The organism is Tardiphaga sp. 813_E8_N1_3, assembly GCF_051811025.1.
Classification (GTDB): Bacteria; Pseudomonadota; Alphaproteobacteria; order Rhizobiales; family Xanthobacteraceae; genus Tardiphaga.
On sequence record NZ_JBPWQE010000002.1, the window covers coordinates 19764 to 46617 of the forward strand.

The following is a 26854-nucleotide window of genomic DNA, read 5'->3' on the forward strand; positions in this document are numbered from 1 at the left end:
GGTTATGAAAGAGACACTCTCAGTCACGAGTCTCGCCCTGACATCCACCGGCCGCCGACATGGTCGCTTGCCGCCGTTCCCACTCGATGATCTCGACTTCATAAAAATAGCGACGACCACGAATCACCGTGGGTCTCGGGAAGCCGAGAGTTTCGTCGTTTAGCCAGCGAGCCAACGTCCGGTCGGTTTTGCCGTAACGCTTCCATACTGCTGGCGCTGGCAGCATATTATCTTTGGTGGGGGCCATCTTCCGCTCTTGTCAATGATTGACTGCGAGACGGACGATGAACCAGCCGGTGCTGCCGCGAACAGGAAGAATAATTGAGAAAAACGAAGAATAATGGAGCGTTACGCAAGGCTTTGAAAGCGCTTCCGATATTGCCGCGATAGTCGAATAATAATGCTCTCTTTCGTAATTCCTTCGAGTGCAAACAACCCTCCGAGCACCACTTGGCGAGCGGCATCGGTTGCGGACTTTGCGCGTTTCGACTCAATCAAATGGTGCATTTCGTCGACAGCCGCGGCATCGGCGGCTTGGTAGCCAGTCCCCTTCGGCCTGCCGGCATTTTTCCGTTCTGCGGCCGGCAAAGGGGGCGGAGCTGTATCGGCAGTCGCCGGCCAGATCGCATACAAATGCGGTTCGGAAACCACGACGCCAAAAGCCTGGATGGACGGACTGTACATCGTCGCCACCGGGAATTTCCGCCCACTGGTTTCCCATACGCCCCACTGGGTCACGCTCGTGGACTCTTTTTGCGATACAGATGAACGACCCCAATCAACGACAAAATGTTTCCATTGATCAGGCGTGAGATAGTGGTCACGCGCCACCGGCGGTGCCGCCTGCTTTACCAATCGATGCGGCACCAAATGATAGAGTGCTGCGCGGGAGGCGATTTTGGCATTCACAAGAGCATCACGGAGCGCGGTCTCAGCCAGCGGCGGTGAGTGCCGATAGGTCACGACGTGTTCTAACGCAGAGCGCAGATTGATCCAACGAGGGGAAGCAATCGAACTTTTCAACCCACCCTACTCCGCAATCCGAATTGCTCCCAATTAGCATGCTGCTTCACGATTCGAAGCAGGTCGCTACGCTGTTGCGCGCTGATCATGGTGAATTCCTCGTCCTGGCCGGAGCGAAGAATTGTTCAACTTCGGAACATTTCTTGAGGACCAAACTTTGCAGTAAAACTGTTCCGGAGAGGAACAGTTTCGGCCAACATCGTTGAGTGCTGTACTGTGCAAGAACAGCACTTGCGGCTTTACCGATGCCCGCGTCCCCGTAACCCGTTCCGGCGCGGAACAGGTTTTGTCGATGCTGCCCCGCGCCCGATTGAGCGGATCACTCGTGAGCTGATCGACCATGCGTCACGCCCGCCGCTTTTCACGAAGTTTCGAATTGATCTGCGACATCAAAATCGGGCCGAGTGAGAACTCCCCGTCCCTCGCCTTCTGCGTCAAACCGCGCAGGTAGCCGCCGGCGGATCTGATCGCCTCGCCGCGCTGCAGGATGCAGGCAACCACGATCGCGGCCGGAGTTTCGCCGAGCACCTTTTCGGCCTCCTCCCAGGCGCTCGGGCTGATCCCCAGCATCGACCGGATGACCGCGGCGGTGGCGAGAAAATCGCGCCAGTTGGCAATTCCGCTCTTGGCGTAATCGACGATATCGGGGCAAGCGTTCAGCACCATCCCCAATGGGTAGGTCGCTTCCACCCTCGCCTCTGCCCGCGGCTTTGTCTCGAGAGTTTCAGCCCTGCCTTCTGCAAGGCTAGGTTCAAGATCAATAAGGGGGTCTGTATTTGAACTCTGTATGTGACGCTCGGAATGGGACTCATTGGCGCTCGTATTCTTGGATTTAATGTGTGTTTCGAGAAGATTGAGGACGTCGTCCGCAAGCTGCGAGAGCTCCTCGGCAATCGGCTCAAGTTCTTGCCTGGTCGCCGTGCGCGGAATCCCATCCACGATCGAGCGGAAGGCCGTGTGGACCTCCTGCCAGTCGGCCGGGCCCTGCCCTCCCCGCCGTGTCGGGACATCGTCCTCGATGCCCGTAGCGATCATCTTGGCGATGTCGCGCCGGCATAGCGTGATCCGCTCACGGACAAGCTTGAGTGCCCGCGTTTCCGCCTGGATCTCGGCGGCCAGGCCTGCGAACTCTTCCGATCGAACAACCAGCGGAGATAGATCGAAGCCGAAAGCGAATTCGATCTCGCCGGCGGTGCCCTTGCGGGCGTAGCGCTTGCCGTTCGGGCTGTCGCGCCGAACGACCAAGCCAGCATCGACCAGCACGGCAAGATGGCGCCGTAACGTGGATGCCGGCATCCCGTGTGCGCGCAACGACAATTGATGGTTGGACGGGAAGACGATCAGATCGCCCTCCCCCGTCAATGTGGTCTCGGGATGAAATGTCAGGAGCGCATTCAGCACCGAGAGCGACCGCTCGGAAACCGCGAGCCTTGGTCGGGCGGCACAGATGGTCTGATAGACCTTCCATTTGTGGACGACCTTCTCAGGCGGCCTCTCAGTGGCCACCATCTGGCTTGCCACGTGGGCGAGCGTCAGCGACCGCCGCCCAAAGGGCGTCGTGGGGGAATGTGACTGCATGTCATTGCCTCAGTAAGGGCAAAGAAAATGCGCTCGTCAAAACGACGCCGTCTCTCACGAGAGACTTGACTACGATTCGCGGAGGTGATTCTCTGTCAGTCGCCAAACACGACAGAGGCTTCCGGGACGGTGACGTTTCGGGGGCCTTTTCTTTTGCCTTTGATTCTCCGGGTTGGTTGCGGGTCTTGATCCGGTCGGCTCATTCCGCCGGACAAGCTGGGATTCACGGCGACTGGTCGCCGGCTTTAAATTCATCATAAAGCTTCTGCAGCCGCTCCTTGACGAAGTCGCCAAACTTCGGCGCAACGCGATCGTCAAATGAGAGGGTAAGCTTCTTACCCTCACGCGATACTTTGGCGGCCTGGGTCCCGTCATCGGCGGTCCAAGCTTCGGCGCGTGCGCGAGCTATCCGCCCGCGCACGCCAGCGGCAACCGTTTCAAAACGTCGATCAGTGTCCATCGCAGCGAAAGTGGCGGAGTTCACAATTTCAACAGCCCGGCCGCGCTTGTCGTCATCTTGTAGGAGGTCGCTTAACTCCTGCCAGCGCACACGGCCGATGGCCGGCGCTGGTCCAATAGCGTCAATCACCAATGCGGGCACACGAGTGGCCACGGCGATAAGCCGGGAAAGAGCAGCCTTGTCGACGTTAAGCGAAGCCATAATGACCTCGCGCGAAAATTTACGATCTTCAAGGCGCGCAGCAAATCGCGCTCGCTCGATAAAGGTAAGATCCGTACGACCGCTGTTCTCCTGACCCTGTGCAATAACTAATTGCTCATCCGTGAGGGGTCGAACTACTGCCCTCACCTTGATATTGAGCTCGCGAGCGGCCCTCAGGCGGCGATGACCGAATGCGACTTCATAGCGTTCCGGTTCTCGAGTGTGGGGACGAACAAGAATAGGAACATTCTGACCGTGTTGGCGGATGAGCTCGCGAAACGCTGCGAATTGTTCCTCTGCTCCCTCCATCCGGTCTGCAATAAACGAGTTATCGATGAGGCCAGGATCCAGTTCGACAATAACCTGCCCTTCGATGAGCTTCTGTTCGATTTCGTCCGCCCGTTTGACCTTCTCCGAAATGCCGCCCAGTGACTGTGATATGGCGCCCAGCGCGCCCGACTGCTTGATCGTGCGCTCAAGCCCGAGCAGAGGGCGGGTGCGTAGCGCTGTCCCCTCACGCGCTTCCGGTGCGGCTACTGCCGGGGCGTCTTCGCTTGCAGGTGGGTCGAAGTTGATTTTTCGCGCCATAATCAGCTCCTGCCCCAGACCTGTCTAATCAGTCCTTCGATTTCGCCGTTCACTTCGTCGAGCGCTTCAATTGCCCGGTCATACGTGCCGCGCGTGAACTGCTGTCGTTCAACCTCATAAAGGGTTTGCTTAGTGAGCCCTGCATCCGCAATGGCAGTGCTCTTCACCATCGGGTGGGTCAGCACGCGCGAACCAAAAATCGAGCGCATGAGGCCAACCATTGTCGTTTGTGGGCCGTCGCTAGGCTCGTACCTAGTAACCAGGTATCGCATCCAATCGTACTGGGTTGCGCCACCGGCATTTGCTACGACATCGAGCAGACTACCGGTCATATTAAGAAACTGAGACATCGACATTACGTCGAGCATCTGTGGGTGAACGGTGATCAAAACCGACGTTGCAGCACAGAGTGCCGACAGTGTGAGAAAGCCTAGCTGCGGCGGGCAATCGATCACGACAACATCATACGCGTCGCTGACTTGCGCTAACGCCTCGCCAATCCTCGCGAAGAACATTGAATCATCGCTCTGCCTCGTCATCAGCGCCTTTGGCGTCTCATGCTCGAACTCCATAAGTTCGAGTTGACCCGGGACGAGGTGGAGGTTGGGAATGTAGGTACCACGCACAATCTCCGCCATTTGGCGGCGTTCAGCGTCGTAGCGGATAGCGCCATAAATCGTTTCGTTCTCGCCGACATCGAGTTCGGGCTGATGTCCAAACAGGGTCGAAAGACTGGCTTGCGGATCGAGGTCTATTGCAAGGACGCGGTAACCTCGAAAAGCGAGGTATTGGGCGAGGTGAGCCGTGGTGGTGGTCTTACCGCTACCACCCTTAAAGTTCATGACGGAGATGACTTGGAGTGCCTCAGAATCTCGCCGATGAGGCACGTAGCGACGCCCCCCCTTGCTCGCGCCATCGAGATTGCTGCGGAGGGCGTCGACGTCCTCGATCGAGTAACTTCGGCGGCTGTTAGCCGGCGCAGCCGGCCCCTTCCCTTCAGCGACAAGCTGCCGCAAATACCCTTCAGCGATGCCAATGAAGCGGGCCGTTTCAGCTGAGGAAAATCGGCGGATAGTCTTTTCAGCGGCCGGCGGAAAATCACGAAGTTGCTGAGCGCGTAAGCGTGTAGACAGCTCTTCTGCATCTGCGTTGATGAGTGACCGCAAATCTTGGAAATTATGGTCCAGGGACTTTGAAATCGGCATATCGGATCATCTCTGCATCTGCGGAAATTTGAGCAGTTGGCCCAAAAATGCGCTGATCCACACTAATGCCCGATTCTTGCGCCCCCGCAAGTATTATTGAGTTAACAAGTGGTTAACAGCGTGGCCGCAGATAATACCGCCGCACCTGTTGTACGCGTACAACTGAACGCCGTTTTCCTCCGAGTTGTACGCTGACAACTGAACTGCCTGACGGCCACCGACTGCTTCGGAAGCCTCACGTGCATCAATCCGAAGGTTCGTCGATCCAAGGGTTGAACACCGGCACCCCCAGTGGAACGAAATCCTTGGTATTGCGCGTGACAAGAACAAGCTCGCGGACGAGAGCCGTCGCGGCGAAAAATCCATCCATGACAGAGAGCGCTACACCGATCTTTCGCGCGTAAGCCATTAGATCCCCCCAGCGCTCAGCAATCTGGGAATCGATCGGGATGATGCGCTCACCGAAGCGAGCAGGCAAATCCTCAGCGAGCCAGACCGACAACGTGTCACGGCGCCTGCCCTCATCCATAAGCGCCACCCCGCGCTTCAACTCAGCGATTGACGCGACGCTGATGAAGGCCCGGTCTTCGTCTAACGCATCCAGCCACCCTAGAACCTTTAGGTCCGGAGCAGGTCGACGAACTTCCGAGAGCACGTTGGTATCAAGCAACACGTTCACAGATCGATGTCTCGTGGCTGATCGTGAAGACGCTCCAGATCGAGGTCAGAATCTCGGAGTGGCGACTGCATCAAAAACTCTGCCAACGAGCCCTTTCGGATGGTCTTGCGCGCCCACTCGTCAGCCGAGACAACGACGACGCTGGGTTTGCCATGCCGGGTGATAATTTGCGGATCGGTTTGGGCTCGCTCAATCACTTCGGAAAACCTCGCCTTTGCGCCTGCAACGGTCCACCGGTCCGACCCGCTTGTTGAAGCTGTTTGGGACATTACAACCATGCTCCCTAACTAATATGACTAGTATGACTATAATGAGCGCCTCGTCGACTTTCAATCGCGTCCCGGCCCAGCTCTGACTACAGCCCTGCCGCTTTGGTCAGATTGACCCGGAAGCGATCTCGGCGCCGCTGGTACTTCCGGGTCTGTTCGGCGCTGGCGTGGCCGAGCTGCTTCTGGACATAGCGCTCATCGACCTCGGCGGAGGTGGCGAGGCCGGCCCGCAGCGAATGACCCGCGAACTTGCCATGCCGGTCGCCTTCGCTGAGATCGGCGCGAACGCCGGCGGCGAGCGCGGCTCGTTTGACCAGCCGGGCGACCTCCTGGTCGTGCAGCCGATCCGGCCCGACCTCCCTTCCCTGCCCGGTGACCCGGCGGAACAGCGGCCCGTGGCCGATGCGGGCAAGGTTCAACCAGGTCTGCAGCGCCGTGACCGGGCAGGTGACATCCGACGAGCCGCGGCCGATCTCGATCTCGCGCCAGCCGGTCTTGCCGCGCAGAGTGACGAGCATGCCCTTGTCGAGGATCTCGACCCAGCCGCGGCCGTCTTCGGTGTCGTCCCGGTGCAGGTCGAGGCCGACGATCTCCGAGCGGCGCAGCCCGCCGGCAAAACCGAGCAGCAGCATGGCACGGTCGCGCATCCCGCGCAGAGTGCCGCGCCCTAGCGTCTCCAGCATGGCGATGACGTCCTCGGGCAGCACGGCGTCTTTCTGCCGGGCCGGGGCGCCATGGGTGTTGCGGATCCCGGCCATAACGGTGGCGATATGACGGTCCGCGCGGTCCAACGCCGTGCCGCGCTGCGCATAATGCCAGCTCAGCGCCGACAGCCGGCGCTCGATGGTGGCGACAGAATTCGGCAGGCCGTCGGCGGCCGCCGCGCCCGAGACGCAGGCGGTGACGTAAAGCCCGACGGTCTGCGGGGAGGGCGGCAGCACCTCGAGGTTATGGCGCCGGCACCAGGCGGCAAAATGCTTCCAGTCGGCGGCATAGGCGCGGCGGGTATTGGCGGAGCTTGCGGCATCGACATAGTCGCGGGCGCGGTCGGCCAGCCGGGCGAGCTGCGGTGGCATCCCGGGATCACTGGCCGGGGCGGGCAGGGTGCGGCCGTCACCCGCGACCTCTGCGACCGCACGATCGCCGGCGGCGACCGCGCCGGCAGGCAGAGCGGCGCCGTCCTGGGTCTCGGATTCGGCGCTGGAGGGGGCGGCAGGACTCATAGCGGCGAGTATTGGTAAAACGAACGATAAGGCAACATTATCGTTCGTTTTTATTAACCATAACCTGGGGCGGTTTGGGCAGATTTAATGGCGCAAAGCGCCGCCGCGACTTACCCTGCAACATGTCTTCCCGCGCCCGCATGATTCCCGCACCGCCCCGCCGCTTCCCGCCGATGCCGGGCTGGGCGCGGCTGCGCGATGTCCCGGGCGGCGCCGACGATGCGCCATTTGTGGCTGGCGCAGCGCTGGCGGCGCTGCACCCGATCGCGCGCGACGAGCATCTGCTTGGCGCGTTGTGGCGTCAGCGCCTCGCGCTCACATGCGCAGTCAGGCTGGCCGGGCAGGGCGGCCGCAGCGACGACGAAGCGATACTGCGTGATCACTGGTATCTGCGCCAAAACAGCGATGATCCGGGCCCCGCCGGCCGACTGCTCGGGGCCTGGCGCCGCCTCGGGACCAGCAAGGCGCTCACGCTGAAGGATACTTGGCCGACCATGCTGCCGGCGCTGCTGGCTTTCCGCGACGACGAAGCGCTGCAGGAGGCGATCGCATGTGCGCTTGCGCAGTGCATCGGCGGCGGCAATCCGGTGCACGCCGCCGCAGCAACGGCGGCGATGAGCCTGCGGCTGCGACCCGACTGCTGGCCGCTGGCGCTGTGGCTGGCCGATGCCGTGCTCGCCCATCACCTCAGCTGGCCGGCGCCGGTGCCGCTGCTGGCGGCGCATCTCACCGGCAACGGTCTGCGCCGGGCGGCAACGAACGGCGATGAGCAAGGCTGGATGCAGACCTGCAGCCTGGCTTATGCGCGCGCCGCCGCGGCCGCATGGGACCGCTATGCCGAGCTCGGACACCGCGCCGATCGCTTGCTCGCCGCGGCGCCGAAACTGCGCAGCAGGGATGCCGACACCATGGTGGCGACCCTGCTCAGCGAAGACGCACAACCGGCGCGGGGAGGGCAGACCGCCAGCGATCGCTCCAGCCGCCGGCTGTTCGAACGTCTGGTATCGCTCGGCGTGGTCCGCGAACTGACCGGGCGGCCGACCTTCCGCCTCTACGGGCTGTAGGATGGGACGCCGACCAAAAGCCAAAGTCACGCTGGACACCACGCTGGCGGATCTGCCGAGCGCGCTGCGCTGGCGCGAATGGATGGGCCGGGTCGAAGCCGTGATCTTTGCATCACCCGAGCCGGTCACCCGCGCCATGCTGGCGAAGGTCGTCGGCCCCGACTGCAATCTCGATCTGATCATCGACGACATCCAGGCCGAGCTGCGCGACCGGCCCTATGAGCTCGTTGCCGTCGCCGGCGGCTGGCAGCACCGCACCCGCAAACAGTTCGCCGATGCGATCCGCACCGCGACCGGGGCAGGGGAGCCGGGCAGCGCGCTGTCGGCGAGCGAGATGCAGGTGCTCCTGTGCGTGGGATATTTCCAGCCGATCACCCGCGCCGAGCTCGGCCGGTTCTTCGGCAAGGAGATCAGCCGCGACGTTATCGGGCATCTGCGCAGGCTAGACTTGATCGGGTCCGGCCCGCGGGCACCGCAGCCCGGCGCGCCCTACACCTATGTGACGACCAAGGCGTTCCTGGCGCAGTTCGGCTTCGATACGCTACGCGATCTGCCCGACATCGAGGCGCTTGAGGACGCCGGCCTGCTGAGTAAGGACAGGCTGTTCGCGACGGACGTGGGTGAAGTGATCTATGGCAACGACCAAGACGAGCATTAGTGCTGCTCGTTCGGAGCCAGACTGATTTCGGTTTTATCTTGCTGCTGACCCAGACTCGCAGTCCTGCGGCAAGTGACGCTCGGGATCGCCGCGGTCAGACCGTTCAGAAATGGGCTTTTGCGCTGCACGCCACATCCTGAGAAATGCCAGGAAACAATGGGGAGCGCCGGAATACATCACCGTCGCTAGGCTGCGCTTCTCCGCGAACACATGTGGTGCGTCCCCATGCAGACGAAGGAGTTGTTGAAAGCCAATTTGCTATCGGGTTAGCTTCTTAACCCACCTACCGTTGAGTGGGAAAAGCCAGGGAGCGGTCAAATGAAGTCTCCGGTAGCCAAAAGGTCAATCGTCGTCGGCGGTCACAAGACAAGCGTCAGCCTGGAAGAGGCGTTCTGGAGCGGCATCAGAGAGATCGCGGATGCCCGCAGCATCACAATGTCCGACCTAGTGAGCGAGATCGACCGCAAAAGAAATCAGGGAAATCTGTCGTCCGCTATTCGGCTTCAAGTGCTCGCGCATTATCGCGATCAGATTCCACCGTCTAATCCGCCGGCCGGCGTTGTCAACGAACTCAGGCGGTAGCTCCAGAAGGTCATCCGCGAAGATGTAAGGCCCATCGAGACCGCGTTGCATAGTTCACCGCAACCGGCACGAGTGAGCCACCTATCCGTCACACGCGGGAACATGGCGCGGTGGCCGTCGTTTGTCCGTTATGTCCGATGACGAACCTATCACCGGGATCGGCGTACTGCCTGATCCTGTTCCAGAGACCAACCGGCAGTGGAAGCTCACGCCTGCACTTAATCTGCTCGAGAAGAGCAGGCAGATCGCGATTGTATCTGCAGACACTGAGGACGATGCTCGGGCCATCGCCACAACAGCAGACCCCATGGGCCGAAACTGGCGAGATACCCATCTATTCACTGCCGACAGTATCGAAACGGCTGAGCGACACGTGATCGGTGATGTCGTATTTCGATCTACGCCGACGCCGCCCGCTCCAAAGCCGAAGCGAAGCAAGAAGGCTTGACCATGTCCAAGAAGACAGAGAGCACCCTCGAAATGTGGGCCGCAGACCTACTGATGGAAGCCCATGCGATCGCTCCATGCCACGAGCACGGTTATATGCGCCTACGCCACAGCCATCATGCCGTCGACTACGCTATGTCGCTTGCAGAGCACCGTAAGTTCTCAGGCAAGAATAAGAGGGAACGAAAGGCCGCTGTTGAGCGAGTACTTGATGGCCTGGGTGATGAGTGCCCGGCCTGCACATAATTTGCATCACGGACTGCAGACCCCTGACGGGGTCAGTCAGCAGCCGCAATACCCTGATCGGTCGCATCGTAAACAACATCCGTTAGATCAATCGCCGCCGGCATCAGCGCCCGCCTCAGCGAATATATCCGGCTCGGCCTCCACGTTGACGGAGAACTTTCCACCAACGCCAACCGCATCCGCGGTTCAGCGCAGATCAGGTCAGCTTCTGAAGAGCTGTTTGCTGTACTGGAGATCCGCGACGCCAACTTTGGCTGCCGATCAAAGGCATAGGAAACGAGATAGCCAGCTTCTGGCCAAAAACCTATCCGCCGGCCAAGCCATCTCCGGCGCAACCCCGCTTGGCCCGGTCAAGCTCGGCGCCGCTGCGGGGAACTTATCGTCAATTGGTGACTTTCCGTACGTCAACCCGCCGACGCGCCGTGACGAGGTAAACATGAAAATCAAAATTCGCGAAACACCGGTGCAAGAGATGCAGCGTCTAACGGCGCTTGCTCGAGAAACACAAGACTCTGTTACTCGGGCTGACTACTATCGCGAGGCAGAGCGTTGCCGTAGTGAAATCAAAGAAAACAATGACGCGCGAGTTTAAGTAATCGCTGGGCAGTTTACCGTATCGCAATGCGACCGGTTTTGTCGCCATCCCACTCGCTTTTGCTCAACTCGCGTCAATCAGACCAATCTTTCCATTAGGGCGGCTTAAGCATCGAAGGTTTATTGGAACTTTCCGGCTCCCCGTCAATTGTAGCGCGACCGTCGCTTCCGACAGTCAACGGGGCGCATCAGTGGACGACCTTCCAGTAATATTGCTCGTTGAAGACGAAGAGCTGATCCGAAACATAGTCGAAGAGACGTTGGATGACGGCGGATTCAAAGTCACCCTGGCTGACACCGGCGAAGAAGCTGTCAGGCTACTCGACAGTTCCGGATCAAAATATCGCGCACTTGTGACTGACATAAAATTGGGTCGCGGCACGCTATCAGGGTGGGATGTGGCCAGGCATGCTAGATCGGTCGAACCTGAACTGGCGGTCGTGTATATGACCGGCGATAGCGCCGCGGAATGGAGCTCCCAAGGCGTGCCGAACAGCGTGCTTCTGACCAAACCCTTTGCGCCTGCACAGCTTTTGACAGCGGTAGCGCAACTTCTCAACGTTGGCGGCCAAAACCCTTCTTGATACGCTTCTCCTTAGATTTACGATGTTTGCAACCGATATTTTCATGACCTATAGCGATCGGATTGAAGCAGCTATCGCCGATCGCGACATCGACAGGCTGAGCAATTTGCATACGGCGACACATGCAGATGCACGACCGTTAATGGTGAACCGATGTGCGTCTGCAAAATGTTAGGGGCCGCGCTTCGCTCTAAAGTTGTTCCGCGTTCGCCGTTCCAAAACAGAATTGAGCGCGTTCCCTCGATCTGAGCGAGCTCGACTTTCCCTTGATAGCAACTATTTTGAAGAATATTATTTGGGGCGGATATTGTAATTAATGACGTGCTGCCATGCCGCGCACCCGAACTCCGCCCTGTCCAAATTGCGGAGCCGCCACTCACTGGATCAGATGCTCCCTCCCGGAAAAGGGCTTCGTTGTGCATTCCTACGAATGCCCGAAGTGCAGCTTCATCAATACAGCCGTTGAGCCAGATCCCGCGATCCAAGCCGCAGGCTGGTTGAAGGGTGAGCTTCGACCGCTGGAGAAATAGCCGTGACCAGGCGCCTGCTTGCGAAGCCATGGGACACGGAAGACGTTGCCAGGCTGAAGGCCCTAGTCGGCAGCGGCGCGTCTGCTCTACGTGCTGCAGCAGCGCTCGGCCGGCCCATTACGTCAGTAAAAAGGAAGGCGTACGATTTGGGTATTCAACTGCCCAGCGTACGCAAGATAAGAGCCGATCTGCGAGAAAAGGGTGCTATCGAGGATCGACGACACCGATAACCTGCTGGGGCAGCTTCGAGTGCAAGGCGGACCTTCGATCAGACGGCGATCGGCTATGCACGTTCAAATTAACAGCCGTTCCAGCGGAATACTCAGCTTTAGCCTTAGGCCGGTTCTCAACCAATCATGCTCGATCCGGCCTCCCAGTTCTCCGGTCACGCTGCGGTCGATGAGAGTGCTACCAAAGCCGCGCGTCTGCGGTTTTATATTAATTTCGGGACCGCCAGTTTCGTCCCAGTCCAGACTGAAGTAGTCACCGCTCGCGTTCCATGTGACATGGATCGAACCATCCGGCCGAGACAGGGCCCCGTACTTGACCGCATTCGTCGCCGTCTCGTGCAACACTAAAGCAAGGCCCGTCACGGCCTTTGCTCCTACTGGCACGTTGGATCCGCTTATGACGATGCGGTCAGGCGAGCCATCGTCATAGGGTTGCAACACTGTGCGCACCAGCGCGTCCATCGTTGTCTGCTCGCTCTCGTGCTCAGTACCCATGATACCTGGACGGACAAGATCCTTGGCTCGCAACAGCGCGTCCAATCGGCCACGAAGAGCTTGAGCCATCTCCTTTGGGCTTCCGGCACTCCTAGCACTCAGACTAATCATTGAGTGGAAATTGGCGAAAATATTCTTTACTCGGTGATCCGCTTCGCGAGCGAGCAACCGTTGACGCTCTTGTGCGTTTTTCTGATTGGTTACGTCGATCACTACGCCAACGAAGCGATCGGGCTTACCATTATTGCCGCACAGGCACTCACCGCGCATCTCGACCCAGCGGATACTCCCGTCTTTCTGAAGAAGCCGGTATTCCTGAACATACTTTTCCTGGGTGAGGACAGTGTGATTCACGGCATCGGCGATCCGCCGAACATCCTCGGGATGAATGCCAGCTAGATACTCCGACAACGGGGCACCCTTATCCCCTTTGGCCGGATCGACTGAGAACATCTCAGCAAATCGCGCGTCGGAATAGAAGGTGTCGGACTGTACATGCCAAGCGAACGTACCTACCATCCCAGAAGCGTTCAGAGCTTGTCGTAGTCGCTCCTCCGCGATACCTAAAGCTCGCTCTGCCAAAACCTGCTGCGTTGTTTCCACGACGATGGCGAGTACGCCTTTCGAACGACCATCCTCGCCCAACACTGGGCTGTAATCGAGGTTCATCCAGACCTGCTCAGGGACGCCTGAACGATGAAGGGTAAGCTCTTGGTTGCGGTATGACAGCGTACCCCCGCTCAAGCCGACCTTCATCACGTTGTCGTTGAAGTCGGCCACCTCGGGCCAACCGTCGCGGACCTTTGACCCGAACAGGAGGGGATGGCGTCCTCCGGCAAAAATAGAATAGGCGTCATTGTAAATCATGATGCCGTCCGGTCCCCACAGGAGCACAATGGGAACCGGGGAGCGCAGCAATACGCTGACCGTGGTCTTCAAGCTTTCGGGCCACTCGGAGATTGGTCCCAAAACGGTGTCGGACCAATCAAGCGCACGAATAAGAGCGCCGTTTTCACCGCCGCCGAACGGGAAAGGTTCGACAGACACCGAGCCACTCACGGCCATATCCCCTTTGACGCTTTTCCAATTCAGCGGAACACAGAAATCCCTCACCATTTTAGGCGCGTTCACCCAAGTAGGGAATGGCTAAAGCTGGTTTCAACGGTGACTCCACCTCATCGACTTTGGCCGCTTTGGCCTGAGGCGACCTCTTCCGTGGCGCTGACACTTCCTTTCGTCCGCCAAGTCCTTCGGAAGGTCGCTGGTCTCCTATTCGGATCGCTATGATGGGCCCATTCGGCGCGCGTTACGTGTCTCGTGGCCCCCGCACATAGGCGCGCACTGAATGGCTCAGTGCGCGCTGGTGCCGCGATTGCGCAAGCCGCAAAGTTCGGCCTTCCATAACATGCGATGAGCGAGCGTTGGCTATTGGCGCAAAGCCATGATCGATCGAGAACGACGGCGGCACCGATACCGCAGCGATATTCTTTTAAATGCCGCAACCATTGAGATATGTCTGTTTTGCAACAGCGGCCTAGCAATGTGGTAGATTATATTAGTTCTAAAGCTATCCGGCGTGTGTATTCGCCTACGCGCGTGTAGAGCCCAACTATAGGGGAGCGTGGACTGCTCTCTAATGGGGGTCTCGATCGTGAACGTTTGGACAAAATCCGCTGCGCGGGCTGCATGCCTCGGCGGTGTTAGCCTGCTTGCTTTATCCGTTGATGCTGGCACCGCCATTGCCCAGAGCAATCTACCGCCCGTTACGGTGGACGCACCGCAGGCTCAGCGCCGCGCGCCAGCGGCGGCGTCAAACCGCACCGCACGTCAATCCCGCGCCATCCGAAGTGCGCGTCGCCCTCAGACGCACGTGCAACCTGTCGCCGCCGCCGCGCCGACCTTCGTGGAGCGGGCGAATGGCCCGGTGAACGGCTATGTGGCCTCGCGCAGCGCATCGTCCACCAAAACCGATACGCCCATTCTCGAAACGCCGCAGACCGTTTCCGTCGTGTCCCGCGAACAAATCCGCGACCAGGGGGGGCAGACACTCGGTGAAGTCCTGAACTACGTGCCCGGCGTTAGCGTGCAGGCGACATCGTTCACCCGCGTCAGCGACAATATCGGCATCCGCGGCTTTGACGTCGCGGCGGGCAATTCCGGCCTGCTGCGCGACGGCTTGAAATTAACGTCGGGCGTCTATGATTCCACCACTGAACCATTCGGCCTCGAGCGGCTCGAAGTCGTGAAAGGAGCGTCGTCGATCCTGTTCGGCCAGCTCGGCCCCGGCGGCTTCGTCAATGCGATCAGCAAGAAGCCGACCGACGTTCCGTTCGGCGAGGTGAATGCAACAGTAGGCGACTATCAGCGCAAAGAAATCTCGGCGGATGTCGGTGGAAAGCTCGCCGATGACGGTTCGCTGCTCTATCGCTTCACCGGTTTGGTGCGTAAATCCGACACGCCGACGAACTACATTCCTGACGACAAGCTTTATGCCGCGCCATCGGTTACATGGCGTCCAGACGCCAACACGTCATTGAACGTATATGGCTATTACCAGGAGTCCAAAACCCGCTTCCCGACGCCGCTTCCCTATGTCGGCACTGTACTGCCTACCAGCGTTGGTACGATCCCGCGCCAGAATTTTCTAGGCGAGCCGAGCTTCGATCGCTTCGAAACCAAGGCCGGGGCGGTTGGCTATCAGTTTGAACATTCGTTCAACAACGCCGTGAAGGTGCGCCAAAACCTGCGACTCTACGATGCGGTCACCGACTGGGACTACCTCCTGCTCGGCAACATCGGCGCCAACGGTCGTACAGCATCTCGATCGGTGAGCAGCCGCGTCGAACACGGTAACGGCTTTGCCGTCGACACATCGGCTGAATTCAAATTCGTCGCTGGTCCGACGGCACACACCGTCATTGCCGGCGTTGACTATTATCGCAGCGTTCTGAATTCGGATCGATACGCGGGGACGGCTTCCAGCGTCGACATCTTCAATCCGGTCTATGGCACGCCAGTCACGGTGAACCGGACGGTGAACAACGGCACTAATTCGCTGAGCAATCAGGTCGGCATCTATGTGCAGGACCAGATCAAAATCTACGACAAGTTCGTTCTGCTGCTCGGCGGCCGTAAGGATTTCAGCGACGTCGATACCCGGATTATTCGCACGGGGGCCTTGTCTTCCCAGCAGGACGAGGCCTGGACCGGGCGCGCCGGCGCAGTCTATCTCTTCGACAACGGCATCGCGCCCTATGCTTCGTTCAGCCAGTCTTTCGCGCCGATTCTCGGCACTGATCGCCTCGGGAATCCGTTCGCTCCCGGTCGCGGCGAGCAGTATGAAGTGGGCCTGCGCTACCAGCCAATCGGCACCCGCATGCTCTTCAGCGCGGCCGCTTTCGAGATCACCCAGCAGAACGTGCTGACGACCGATCCCGTCAACCCGACCTTCTCGGTTCAATCGGGTGAAGCAAAGTCGCGCGGCATCGAACTAGAGGCCAAAGCCGAGTTCGGCGGACTGAGCATCGTGTCGGCCTATACCTACACTGACGCACGCACGACGCAATCCAACACGGCTGCGCTGATTGGCCAGCGCCTGGCCAGCGTGCCCTACAACACGGTGTCGGTCTGGGGTCTGTACGACTTCGGCGCGCTCGGATGGCATGGGTTCAAGTTTGGCGGCGGCGTTCGTGCCATCGGCGATACCAACATCCCGGGCTATGCTTATGACGTGCCGGCCTATGCCGTCGTCGATCTTACGGCGTCCTATGATCTCAAATATTTCGCGCGAGAGCTGAACGGCTTCCATGCACGCTTCAACGTCAAAAACCTGTTCAACAACGGCTACACGATCTGCGTCGCGGCGACAGGCTGCCGCTATGGCGATCCGCAAACCGTCCTCGCCACCGTCAGCTATCGCTGGTAACGGGCCTGCGCGGAAGATGCCGCGCAGGGCATGAAAGGTGACCTACCGATGAGACTGATTTGGCTGCCGACGACGGCACGCATCTTCGCCGGTTTCGTCGGCGGTTACGCTCTGAGCGCCGTCGTGGCGTTATTTTTGGCCAAGGCGCTGCCGGCGGTCCGGCTCGAAACCGTGCTAGCCGGGGCGATGATAGGCTTCGTCGTCAATGTCGTGGCTATCATCTGGGCCTTCGCGGCGCGCACCGCAACGCGCGCCTGCCTCGGCATTTTCGTTCCTTGCGTCGCACTCGGTGCGATATCCCACATCGTCCGATGAGCGCCACCGCCGACATCGCAAAGCGTCCTGCAGCCGAGCGCGGGCTGCGGCCGGCGATGGCTGAATTGCATACGTGGGGCGGACTGCTGTTCGGCTGGCTGCTCTTCGCGATCTTCGCGACCGGCACGGTCAGCTATTTCCGAGACGAGATCTCCCTGTGGATGCGCCCGGAGATTGGCCAATTCACGCCCCCGCGCTCCGCGGTCGCCGCTGACGTCGCGCTCAGGCAGCTCGAGGGGAGCAGCCTGAGCGCCAAGCGCTGGATGATTGATCTCCCGACCGATCGAACGCCGGTGACAAGCGCTTTGGTGCTGCGCGATCCAAAAACGGGGCCGGGCGCCACACGGCTGACGCTCGATCCTGTCAGCGGGACACCGATCAAGACGCGCAACACCGCGGGCGGCGACTTTTTGTATTATTTCCACTTCGATCTTTACATGCCGCAACGGTTTGGTCGCTACCTGACCTGCACCGCGGCGATTGTGATGCTGGTTGCCTTCGTCAGCGGAGTCATCACACATCGGCGTATCTTCAAGGACTTTTTCACCTTTCGGCCGCGAAAAGGGCAGCGCTCCTGGCTTGACGCGCATAATGCGCTCGGGGTGCTGGCTTTGCCGTTCCATGTGATGATCACCTATACCGGTCTGATCACGCTGCTGCCGCTTTACCTGCCGTGGGGTATTGAAGCCATGTATCCTGACGGGCGGCAGAAGTTTGTTGTCGAGATGTTCGACGACGCGCCGCCGCGCAAGCCTGTAAACATCGCTGAAGCGTTGACGCCAATTGCGCCACTGCTCGTCCTTGCTTCGACCGAATGGCAGGGCGGCACCACCGGTCGAATCGTGGTCGACAATCCGGGCGACCGGGCCGCGACCATCCGTCTTGTTCGGCAGGACAGCGAGCGAATCTCGCATGCTGTCCAGTCGATGCTGTTCGACGGCACCACCGGAGCGCTGATCTCAAAGACGCCGGCGACCGGTCGTGCCGCCGAGGCCCGTGGAATTTTCCATGGCCTGCACCTCGCACGTTTTTCCGACATCTGGCTGCGGTGGATGTTCTTCGTTTCCGGTATTGTGGGCTGTGCCATGATCGCGACGGGGCTGGTGCTGTGGGCGGTGAAGCGCCGGCGCAACGCTGCCTCCGCCGGTCACAGGATTGTCGATGCGTTGAATGTCACCGCGATTACCGGCTTATCAATTGCAATAGCCTCCTACTTCCTCTGCAACAGGCTGGTTTCGGCGACGTCGCCCGGGCGGGCAGTTTGGGAAGTCGGCTCCTTTTTTGGCGTTTGGCTGATCGCTGGCCTGCACGCGGCGATTCGCACCGAACGCGCGGCCTGGCGCGAGCAGCTATGGGTTGCGGCCGCGACATTCGCCGCGGTGCCGATGATGAATGCCATCATTACCGGACGCGGACTGCCAGACAGCCTTGCCCGCGGTGATTGGGTGTTTGCGGGCTTCGATCTCGTCGCTCTTGCGACGGCCGCGCTGTTTGCCACCATCGCCGTGTATTATGGTCGCCGACATAAGGAAGCGGCATGATCGCGCTCGCTTTCGCGTTAGCCTATGCTGGCTGGGCGGCGCTTTGTTTCGCGATGCCATCGCATGCGCGCAGCTTGCGTGGACGTCCATTTCCTAGCGTAGTGGTTCTGACACTCCGTATAGCTGGTAGTTTTACATTGTTGTTGGCCTTTCTCGCGGCGGCGTCAGTCTGGGGCGGCCCAATTGGAACAACAGCGTGGCTCGGTATTTTGACGATCGCCTGCCTAACCCTGATCGGTCTCCTCGCCGCAAATCCGACCGCGGCGCTTCTTCCGCTCGTTGGACTTCCTGCTGCCGTCATTCTGACTCTACTGAGATAGGCAGCCGATCTTCGCTGTCTTCTTGTTTTCAAATGGGCATTAAAGGTTAGCTTATCGTGCGTGCGAATCCCGATCCTTCCGGCATTATGCAAAAGCGGTGACCCGAGACGAACACGAGTTCAGCCCTGCAAAAAAAGAACGCCGCGTCAAGGCTTCGGACGCTGACGAGGTCTTGCGTGATCGTCAGCGCCCCATTCGATAACATCCGAACAGCGAATGTCACGCGTCGGGCGCAAAGCACTCGTAGATCCCAAATCGGAAATTTGTCCCGCCGCCTCCGCCAGCAGTCATCGACTTAGCTCGAAGACCAGAAGACCAGCTCTAAGCGGCGAAAAACTCCTTGCTATGCAGCGCCTGGGTTTACGCTCAGGTTCAACGCTCGGTATATTTTCGGGCAGGCTCGATCAACTTTAACTCTGCCTCCAGTCGGACACTTTGCTTGCCTGATAACGCGACGGCCGACAACTGCGCAGCGCCCTCGCCAAATACGCCACTGAACCCGATTCCGACCTCCTGCCTTCCGAATGGAAAACCTTGGCTATGAGATAACGTATGTTCCTGGCTTAGTATCTCGCCTCTCCATCTTCCATTAGACGAAGAATAAGAGCCCAAATAAAAGAAATATGCGTCACCACCTAGGATCTGCCCGTCGCTTAAAAGCGCCACGCCCGTGAGGCCGCCCGTGAGGCCATCGAGTAATTCAAAGTGAATTGAGTAAAGTCCATTTGGTATGCCGTCTTCAGTCACGATGCCCGGCTGCGGCATTTCACCATCGTTTAGCGGAGTTACAAGCGATCGAATGATTGCGCCGGGCATTTGGGGCGAGGAGCCTTTAAATCTGTAAGCAGAACCTTCCGCTGTTCCCGTCAGATTGATGTAGGAAACATCGGCTCCGAGGAGAGACTGTTGAGCTTTGTCATTGAGATGACGTCTGCTTGTAAGATCCATGCGGACTTCGTCGCCGGCATCTTTATAAGTGCCCACGTGTGAAAATACGGAATTGCCTCCTAGAAGCAGCCCATTCTTAATAAAAGTAACACTGCGTCCCACCTTCTCATCAACGCTGAATTCGCTTTTATAGAATCCACTAAACATGAACGCCCCCAAATGCACGTCGTATCCCGCTAGTGCGCGGTCGGCCACCAAATAATCCATTTTGCGCGCGGTTTCCCTCGACCGAGATTAGCTGGAATCCCATAGTCCATGTCTCGCGACAAACGCACTGCTGAAGAATACCTTGTCGCCTCCGCACCGGCGATCGTGCTGCGAGAAACGCCCCAGCCAAGAAATGCGGCCGGACGCTTTTGACGCAAAGCTGCATGCATGTTTTTGCCATTCAGGTGCTGGCGCGCAAAGACTTAACGTGAGCGGAATTTAAGTGTTTCGACGACTGCGGACCACACTGCTGCCGATGACAGCCAAGGGAGTCGCAAGCGCGAACCACGACAAAGCCCACCAATACCCGCCTTCCCCGAGTAATGCTGATACGAGGCCAAAGCTGGTCAGTCCAGCGAGTGCAATGGGCCATCGCCAGATCATGGTGGCGCTGTTGCGGCTCATTCGACGGCACCCGGTGTCAAGGCCGAGCGTGCCGCGTTGTTGCTGGCCGCCAGTTCGCTATCGGCTTCTGGTACGCGGGTGAAGGATTTGCGCGACAGCCACAGATACAGGCCGCTGCCCAGGACAGCGATGGTGACGAGATCAAGCAGCGCCCAGATGATCTTCAGCGGCATGCCGCCATAGTCGCCGAAATGCAGCGGCCGCGAGACCTGAAGCGCGCGGAGATACCAGGGCATTGCGACCGCGCCGTCGAATTGTCCATTGCGGGCATCCACGAGCGCTGGGCTGAACAGACGCGATGTCAGCGCCGTGCGGCCCTTGGTCCAGATTAGGTAGTGATAGGGCGAGCCGAAAGGTGAGCCCGGAAAGATGATGCTGGTCCCCGTCATCTCAGGCAATTCAGCATTTACCTTGTCGAACGCAGCCTGCGGCGAACTCATCTCCGCCGTCGATGGCGTTGGCGTGCCGCGCAGCGGTGCCAGCATCGCTTTCACCTCTGTCTGTTGCCAAAGGCCGAACAAGGGGGTCGACAATTCGTTGATGACGCCGGTCACGCCAACAACCAGCAACCAGGCCAACGTTACGACCCCCAGCATGTTATGCAGGTCGAGCCACTTGATGCGGCGGGAACGGTCGGCACGCACGGTGCCGAAGTCAAGTTTCCGCATGAAGGGTCCGTAGACGACGATGCCCGAGACGGTGGCAACGACGAAGAGCAGACCCATGAATCCCATGAACAGGTCGCCGGGCAAGCCAGCGAACAGATCGCGATGTAATCGCAGCATTAATTCGCTAAAGCCGATGCCATCGGCGTTGAATGGTCTGTTCCGCTTGAGAACCTGACCGGTATGGGCATCGAACCGGATCCAGTGGGCGGATTTACGGTTCTCGGCGAAAGCTTCCCAGCTCGGACCCATAGTGACGACGATCCGGGGCTCATCATCATCCACGAAAGTGAACAGCACGGCTTCGCCCGGATATAACTTTCGGCTCGCATCCACCACGCTGTCGATGCTCACCCGAGGCGCGCCGGCCGGCACCGATGCGTAGGGCGGCGCATTGTCGAGCAGATCGTCGATTTCATCGTGAAACACCAGCGGGAGCCCAGTGACGCAGATCAGCAGCAGGAATGCCGTGCAGACGAGACTGGTCCACTTGTGAATCCAGAACCATTTTCGCAGTGCTGATCGCGTCATGACGGCGTCCGTGAATTGCTGCGGCCTCGGCAAGTGCCGGCGCCGCGGCCTCTTGGATGTCGATCGGTCGGCCGAATTACCAGCGATAACGCAGCGTGGCGATCACCTCGCGGCGCAAACCGTAATAGCAGCCGAAATCCTGACACAGCGTGACATAGGTCTTGTCGAACAGGTTGGTGGCGTTCACCTGCAGCTTGAAGCCGTTGAACTGCTTGCCAAGGGCTCCCAGATCGTAGTGAACCGCAGCGTCGACCAACGTCACCGACGGCACATAGAAGTCGTTGGCCGTCGTGCCCGGGGTTTCGCCGATATATCTTACGCCACCGGAAAGTCCGAAGCCGTCCAGTGGGCCGCTGTGGAACGTGTAGTCGGCCCAGGCCGTTGCAGAATTCATCGGCATGCCGGCCGGATGTCTGCCAAACTGTATGGGGTTGTTGGTCTTGGTGACGACATTGTCCAGATAGGTGTAGGACGCGAGGACCGTCAGCTCACGATTGATTTCCGTCTTGGCCTCAAGCTCGATACCGCGCGAGCGAATTTCGCCGGTTTGCACGCGGCTCGTGGTCGGATGAAGCGGGTCGGTGGTCAGCACGTTCTGCTGCGTCAGGTCGAACAGAGCGATCGTGTAGAGCGACTTCGCATTCGGCTGATACTTGATACCGGCTTCATATTGCCGGCCGCGGGTAGGCGTGAACGGGTTTCCACCGAAATCGACGCCAACCGTCGGCTGGAACGATTCCGTGTACTGAATATAGGGCGAAACGCCGTTGTCGAACTTGTAAAGCAGCGCGCCGCGCTTGCTGACGGCGGTGTCGGACTTGTCTGCAGTACGCACGCCGCTGAGCAGATTGTCGGTTTGCGAGTCGGCCTGATCGCGGCGAATACCGAGCAAGGCGATCCAGTTGTCGAGCTTGATCTGGTCCTGAGCATAAAAGCCGTATTGCTGAAGCTTCTGGCCCGTGGCAGTCGTCGGCACCGGGATGGGTGTCGGGCCGTAGACTGGATTGAGCGCGTTGATCGGCGTCGCGGTGCCCGTGCTGTTGTAAGCGGTATCCGTCGCGTTGCGATAGTCGAAGCCAAACAGAACCGTATGTTCGAATGGTCCGAAGCGGAACCTGCCTTCGGCTTGATTATCAATGGCGAGCGAGGTGATTTTTTCCCGCGTTGCATAAGCGCCACGCGTCAGATTCGTCGGATTGGTCAAATTGACATCCGGCGACGTAGTCGCGAAATCGGTCGAATTGTCCATGTAGCGCAGGTTCTGGCGAACCGTCAGCCCATAATCGAACTTGTGCTCGAACTGATAGCCGATCGAGGCATATTCGCGCGACGTATGATCAAAGCCGGGCTGTCCCGAGAAGAAGTTCGTCGAAATGAATTGCCCATTATAGGGCGTGATCGTGCCAATGCCGCGTGGCAGGAGCTGATTGTAGAAGCCGGCGCGTGGATCACGCTGATAAGTACCCTGGATCGTGAGCGTTGTCTGGTCGTCGGGGCGCCATGTCAGAGACGGCGCGATCGAGACGCGTTGATAGCCCTGGTAGTCGACCTGGCTGCCGACATCGTAGCCCGAGGCAGTCAGGCGGTAGAGGAACTCCTTGTTCTTGTCGAGCGGTCCGCTTAGATCGACACCTGCCTGCGCACGGCCGTAGCTGCCGGTGGAGACGAACATCTCGTGATAGGGCTCTTCGGTCGGCCGCTTACTGACCATGTTGACCACGCCGCCCGGCGACGCTTGTCCGTAGAGAATGGATGCTGGGCCGCGCAGCACTTCGATGCGCTCGAGATTGAACGGCTCGACGATCGGATAGCCGAAGATGCCGAAATTCACGAGCCGCATGGAGTCGAGGTACTGGTCGGCGAGAAATCCGCGAATGTAGATGCCGTCCGTTCGCGCGTCGGCGCCGCCGATTTCGGATCGCACGCCGGGCGTATAGCGGACTGCCTGTGCCGCGCTCTGCACGGCTTGTGCCTGGATCTGGTCCTGGGTGATCACCGAGATCGATTGGGGCGTCTCGATCAGCGGTGTGTCGGTCTTGGTACCGGAGCCGCTGCGCGTCGCAATATACCCATCGACATGTCCCCAGGCTGTCTCGCGCGCTGGCGCAGCAACCGGCGCGGCTTGCGGTGCACTCGCATTGCGAAGAGTGGCGCGTCGCGCCGCTGCGCTGCGGCTGGTCGAAGCGCGGCGCGAGGCCGTCACCGGCTTACGCTTGGCGGTGGATTCTTGCACGACGACTGGTGCAAGCTGCTGCGGCGATGCCTGCGACATGGCTGGGCGTGCCGCGCCTAGTGAAAACGCAATAGTGCTCGCCGTGCCAAGAGCTATGGCACGTACAAAATTCGGCCCGAAACTAGTCACAGAAACTGCCCCGCATTCTCTCGCCGCTGAACGCGGCTTTCAACCCAGCGACGTTCTAGCGCGGGAGGTGCGACATAGAAGCCCTTAGGATTTAGAATTAGTCGAAAATTAGAGGCGCGGTGGGCTGGTCTGTGTGTCAGCTATCGAGCAATATGGAATGGCCGCTCTTGGTGCAAAGCGACGTCGGACGATCTCGCCATTCGAGGTACTCCAACATTCGATGAGCGAATTTCCGCTGTTGGCGGCGCAATGCGAACACATCTAATTTCAGGTTCGTGCAGCCATTTTTTTTAGTTCGAGCACCCCCGAAAGTGATTTCCACTATTTGATAGATGTGCCCGTCACGTAGGAGCTGTCCGATCTTACGGAAGGGGACCGGTGCAAGTCGCCTTGCGCGATCGCCTAATGCCCGGGATGGCGTTGGCCCCAGATGAGGCAGCTGCAACTGCGGTCACGCATCAGCAATAAGACCGGTGCCGGCCGGCACGATGGGCGGGATCGCGGCTATGCCGTGCAGACGCATCGCATGGGCGACCAACCCACGCATGACATTCGCGCGAGCTGTTCGTGCGATGAGATGACGCGCCGAAGTAAAATAGACATATTCGAGTGCATTGCGCACGCCGACAGGACCTTCCGCGGTCAGCGTCTTCGCCACGGACTCCGGCAGCGGCTGATCGGCGGCCGTCATGGTCATGCCCATCATTACGACGAGCGCGGGCGGGCTGTAGGGGATGTCGTAGGCGAAGGTGTTGGCGGCATCGAGCGCTGTGCGGTCGCCAGACGCCAACAACGCAATACATTTAAGCACACGCATATGCAGCAGGAAATCGGAAGACGGATCGGCCATCTCGATGCCACGGTCGAACAGGATGACGGCTTCCTTGAAGTTGCCCCGCGCCTGCCGCAACTGACCCATAACCGGCAGCGCGGCGGCGAAGTCGGCTGTGCGTGCAAAGGCGCGTTCGGCGAGATCCTCGGCGAGGTCGAGATGACCGCGATGGACAAAATACATCAGCTTGGCTGCAGCAAGCATCAGCAGCGGATTGCCCTCGATAGCCGGTAGACAGTCCAGCACCGTAGCCTCAATTTCGCCCTCGAGCTCGTCCCGTTCGACGCTGCTGACGCCGGTGAAGGGACTGGCGAGCACCAGGCGCGCGAACAGATGAAGGCACCACTGCAGCGCTATGTCGGGATCGGCGGGATTATCCGCACGCGCTGTACTCAGCTCCTGGCCCTTCTTAAGCCAGGCCGGATTTGACGACGACAGCAAAGTCGACGCCTTGCGCAGACGGATGTCGAGGGGCTGGTCGGAGGGCGTGCCGAGGCCCGCAGAGGCATTGGTCAGCGCGTTTCGCAGTTCCTTGATCGTGCCGCGCGAAACCCGTGTTGCTTCGGACGCATAGGATGCACTGTCCGCGAGATCGAGGCGGAACGCCCTAACGATATGTTTCGACGGCATCTCGCGCAGTGTCGCCGTGCAATCGGCGCGATTGTCGGCGGTCTGAAAGCTTACCTGCAATACATAGCGCAGCCCGCTTGAGACGACGTGGCGCCAGTCATCGACGATGACGATTTTCTGCGTGGGTGAGGTGCCGGCGGCGATACCGTCGCGCAAGTGATCGAGCAGCGATAACGCTCGCGTGTCGATGCGGTCGGGCTGCTCACCAAAGGTCGGAACGATTGCGAGATACGCGTCGATCGGTCCGGTCTGCGGGGGCACTGCCGACGGTTCGGCGATCCAGACATAGCCCTCACCATATTGCGTAGCGATGTAACGGGGCGACTTGGCGCTGTCGCCGAGTTTGGCGCGCAGACGGTTGACCAAGAAATCGATATTGCGGTCGGAGGCCTCGGAGGACGCGATCTCCTCGATCAGAAGGCTGCGCGACATCAACCGATGCGGGTTGCGCGACAACGCCAGCAACAGTGCACGCTCGTTGCGGGTGAATTGGATGGTTTTGCTGCCTCGTCGCGCGAATAGGCAGGTCTCGTCCAGGATCAGCTCTCCGAAGGAGAGACTTTGCGTTTTGCTCATACCAAACTCCAGTCGCGCTTTTGGACCTAGCACCGAAACCGGGCATCAGTTTCGCGACCGGGGATTCTGCGCTTTTGTATTTATACCTTACCTTGCCACCGGCAGGATGCGGCCGGTTGTCCTGCGCAACTTGGTTCACGACGTCCGCCCGATTTTGCCGGACAGCCTTTGCTGCTCGCAGGCAGGGGAGGGCACGGCCCCACAGCATCACCCGCACGATGGCGCCGACTAAGGCCATGGGCAGGCGACGACAATGCTTACTGACGCATTGGTCATGGAGGCGCATCTCCTCTCGCCCGTTTCAGCGCGGGGCAATGTCGACACGTCGAATCGACGCAGCGTCTCGCACGACATTTCCTCAATCGCGTATCGACATTCTCACGCTTTTTGTTCGCCACACGCATGGCGTGTTAAATGTTGCGGCAATGTTCTGAATTGTTTGGCAAATGTTAGAAAGCGTGTTTTTTCAGCAACTTACCCATGGTCTTTCGACGCACCACCACGTTTTTTAGTTGTGGCGGTGTCCCGGTCCGGTGTTGAACTCCCCTTCTGAGATGCGCCATGGGCGTAGAATTGATGGGGGCGAGCGTGCAGTTTGGTCGTGGACGTTGGATGCAGGGCGCCGCAAGCGCGACCTTGGCGATCGGTGTGTCGGTCGCGACGGCAACAATGGCGCAAGCCGCCTGCAGTCCTAACGCCGTCGATGCAGCGACACCTGCACCGGGCACCACAGTGACCTGCTCGGGCGCTACCCTCGATCAGAACCTCGACGCAGGCTACGGCACCGGCAATCAGACGGGCATCACGATCAATGTCGGCGATGGAGCGTCGCTGGAATCAAACGCAAGGTTCGGCATGTGGGTCGGCGATGCCGTGATCCGCAACGGCGTTGGCGCTTCAGTCCTGGGTTGGACAGACGGCATCATTGCCGCGACTGGTTC

The 26854-nt window shown here is 59.5% G+C and carries 23 protein-coding genes; 10 read left to right on the forward strand and 13 right to left on the reverse strand.

Features of this window, described 5'->3' with window-relative positions:
• Positions 1-19: 19 nt before the first annotated feature.
• From AB8A33_RS28585 to AB8A33_RS28620, 8 genes are all read right to left on the reverse strand, one after another.
• Positions 20-247: a DNA-binding protein gene (locus tag AB8A33_RS28585; RefSeq protein WP_439096110.1), complete on the reverse strand. Its 228-nt coding sequence runs from the start codon at positions 245-247 to the stop codon at positions 20-22.
• 101 nt (positions 248-348) lie between these two features.
• The gene (locus tag AB8A33_RS28590) at positions 349-1023 is read right to left on the reverse strand and encodes a hypothetical protein (protein WP_439096111.1); all 675 of its coding nucleotides are present in this window, start codon (positions 1021-1023) and stop codon (positions 349-351) included.
• A gap of 345 nt (positions 1024-1368) precedes the next feature.
• Positions 1369-2601: a plasmid replication protein RepC gene (repC, locus tag AB8A33_RS28595; RefSeq protein ID WP_439096112.1), complete on the reverse strand. Its 1233-nt coding sequence runs from the start codon at positions 2599-2601 to the stop codon at positions 1369-1371.
• 223 nt (positions 2602-2824) lie between these two features.
• A complete protein-coding gene (repB, locus tag AB8A33_RS28600; protein WP_439096113.1) occupies positions 2825-3850 on the reverse strand; it encodes a plasmid partitioning protein RepB in 1026 nt (341 codons plus the stop codon).
• 2 nt (positions 3851-3852) lie between these two features.
• Positions 3853-5055, reverse strand: coding sequence for a plasmid partitioning protein RepA (gene repA, locus AB8A33_RS28605; protein ID WP_439065993.1), 1203 nt, complete (start codon positions 5053-5055; stop codon positions 3853-3855).
• Between the two features lie 244 nt (positions 5056-5299).
• Positions 5300-5734: a type II toxin-antitoxin system VapC family toxin gene (locus tag AB8A33_RS28610; RefSeq protein WP_439096114.1), complete on the reverse strand. Its 435-nt coding sequence runs from the start codon at positions 5732-5734 to the stop codon at positions 5300-5302.
• Entirely contained in the window at positions 5731-6003 is a 273-nt protein-coding gene (locus tag AB8A33_RS28615; RefSeq protein ID WP_439096115.1) for a type II toxin-antitoxin system Phd/YefM family antitoxin, read from the reverse strand. The genes AB8A33_RS28610 and AB8A33_RS28615 overlap by 4 nt, the downstream gene beginning before the upstream one ends.
• Before the next feature lie 86 nt (positions 6004-6089).
• On the reverse strand, positions 6090-7226 hold the full coding sequence (locus AB8A33_RS28620; RefSeq protein WP_439096116.1) for a site-specific integrase: 1137 nt from the start codon (positions 7224-7226) through the stop codon (positions 6090-6092).
• Between the two features lie 74 nt (positions 7227-7300).
• On the opposite strand from AB8A33_RS28620, the gene AB8A33_RS28625 reads away from it, so the two are divergent.
• The 6 genes from AB8A33_RS28625 (at position 7301) to AB8A33_RS28650 (ending at position 11401) form a co-directional block, all read left to right on the forward strand.
• Complete coding sequence (locus tag AB8A33_RS28625) at positions 7301-8290, forward strand: DUF1403 family protein (RefSeq protein WP_439096117.1); 990 nt, start codon at positions 7301-7303, stop codon at positions 8288-8290.
• 1 nt (position 8291) lies between these two features.
• A complete protein-coding gene (gene scpB / locus AB8A33_RS28630; protein WP_439096118.1) occupies positions 8292-8948 on the forward strand; it encodes an SMC-Scp complex subunit ScpB in 657 nt (218 codons plus the stop codon).
• 318 nt (positions 8949-9266) lie between these two features.
• Positions 9267-9530, forward strand: coding sequence for a ribbon-helix-helix domain-containing protein (locus AB8A33_RS28635; protein WP_439096119.1), 264 nt, complete (start codon positions 9267-9269; stop codon positions 9528-9530).
• Between the two features lie 130 nt (positions 9531-9660).
• Positions 9661-9978: a hypothetical protein gene (locus AB8A33_RS28640; RefSeq protein ID WP_439096120.1), complete on the forward strand. Its 318-nt coding sequence runs from the start codon at positions 9661-9663 to the stop codon at positions 9976-9978.
• Between the two features lie 210 nt (positions 9979-10188).
• Positions 10189-10815, forward strand: a complete 627-nt coding sequence (locus tag AB8A33_RS28645; protein WP_439096121.1) for a hypothetical protein — start codon at positions 10189-10191, stop codon at positions 10813-10815.
• A 193-nt stretch (positions 10816-11008) separates the two neighbouring features.
• The gene (locus AB8A33_RS28650; RefSeq protein ID WP_439096122.1) at positions 11009-11401 is read left to right on the forward strand and encodes a response regulator; all 393 of its coding nucleotides are present in this window, start codon (positions 11009-11011) and stop codon (positions 11399-11401) included.
• A gap of 823 nt (positions 11402-12224) precedes the next feature.
• Here the strand turns inward: AB8A33_RS28650 and AB8A33_RS28655 are convergent.
• Complete coding sequence (locus tag AB8A33_RS28655) at positions 12225-13715, reverse strand: HWE histidine kinase domain-containing protein (RefSeq protein WP_439096123.1); 1491 nt, start codon at positions 13713-13715, stop codon at positions 12225-12227.
• Between the two features lie 811 nt (positions 13716-14526).
• On the opposite strand from AB8A33_RS28655, the gene AB8A33_RS28660 reads away from it, so the two are divergent.
• Genes AB8A33_RS28660 through AB8A33_RS28675 form a run of 4 tightly spaced genes read left to right on the forward strand, consistent with a single transcriptional unit; the run spans position 14527 to position 18757 of the window.
• Positions 14527-16581, forward strand: coding sequence for a TonB-dependent siderophore receptor (locus AB8A33_RS28660; RefSeq protein ID WP_439096124.1), 2055 nt, complete (start codon positions 14527-14529; stop codon positions 16579-16581).
• A 48-nt stretch (positions 16582-16629) separates the two neighbouring features.
• On the forward strand, positions 16630-16896 hold the full coding sequence (locus tag AB8A33_RS28665; protein ID WP_439096125.1) for a DUF3649 domain-containing protein: 267 nt from the start codon (positions 16630-16632) through the stop codon (positions 16894-16896).
• On the forward strand, positions 16893-18437 hold the full coding sequence (locus tag AB8A33_RS28670) for a PepSY-associated TM helix domain-containing protein (protein WP_439096126.1): 1545 nt from the start codon (positions 16893-16895) through the stop codon (positions 18435-18437). The genes AB8A33_RS28665 and AB8A33_RS28670 overlap by 4 nt, the downstream gene beginning before the upstream one ends.
• Complete coding sequence (locus tag AB8A33_RS28675; RefSeq protein ID WP_439096127.1) at positions 18434-18757, forward strand: DUF3325 domain-containing protein; 324 nt, start codon at positions 18434-18436, stop codon at positions 18755-18757. Before AB8A33_RS28670 ends, AB8A33_RS28675 begins: the two co-directional genes overlap by 4 nt.
• 372 nt (positions 18758-19129) lie before the next feature.
• Here the strand turns inward: AB8A33_RS28675 and AB8A33_RS28680 are convergent, their stop codons facing one another.
• The 4 genes from AB8A33_RS28680 to AB8A33_RS28695 form a co-directional block, all read right to left on the reverse strand.
• Positions 19130-19912, reverse strand: coding sequence for a GrlR family regulatory protein (locus tag AB8A33_RS28680; RefSeq protein ID WP_439096128.1), 783 nt, complete (start codon positions 19910-19912; stop codon positions 19130-19132).
• 401 nt (positions 19913-20313) lie between these two features.
• Positions 20314-21513: a PepSY-associated TM helix domain-containing protein gene (locus tag AB8A33_RS28685; protein ID WP_439096129.1), complete on the reverse strand. Its 1200-nt coding sequence runs from the start codon at positions 21511-21513 to the stop codon at positions 20314-20316.
• A 76-nt stretch (positions 21514-21589) separates the two neighbouring features.
• A complete protein-coding gene (locus tag AB8A33_RS28690; protein ID WP_439096130.1) occupies positions 21590-23785 on the reverse strand; it encodes a TonB-dependent siderophore receptor in 2196 nt (731 codons plus the stop codon).
• Between the two features lie 541 nt (positions 23786-24326).
• Positions 24327-25913, reverse strand: coding sequence for a winged helix-turn-helix domain-containing protein (locus tag AB8A33_RS28695; RefSeq protein WP_439096131.1), 1587 nt, complete (start codon positions 25911-25913; stop codon positions 24327-24329).
• Positions 25914-26854: the final 941 nt, after the last annotated feature.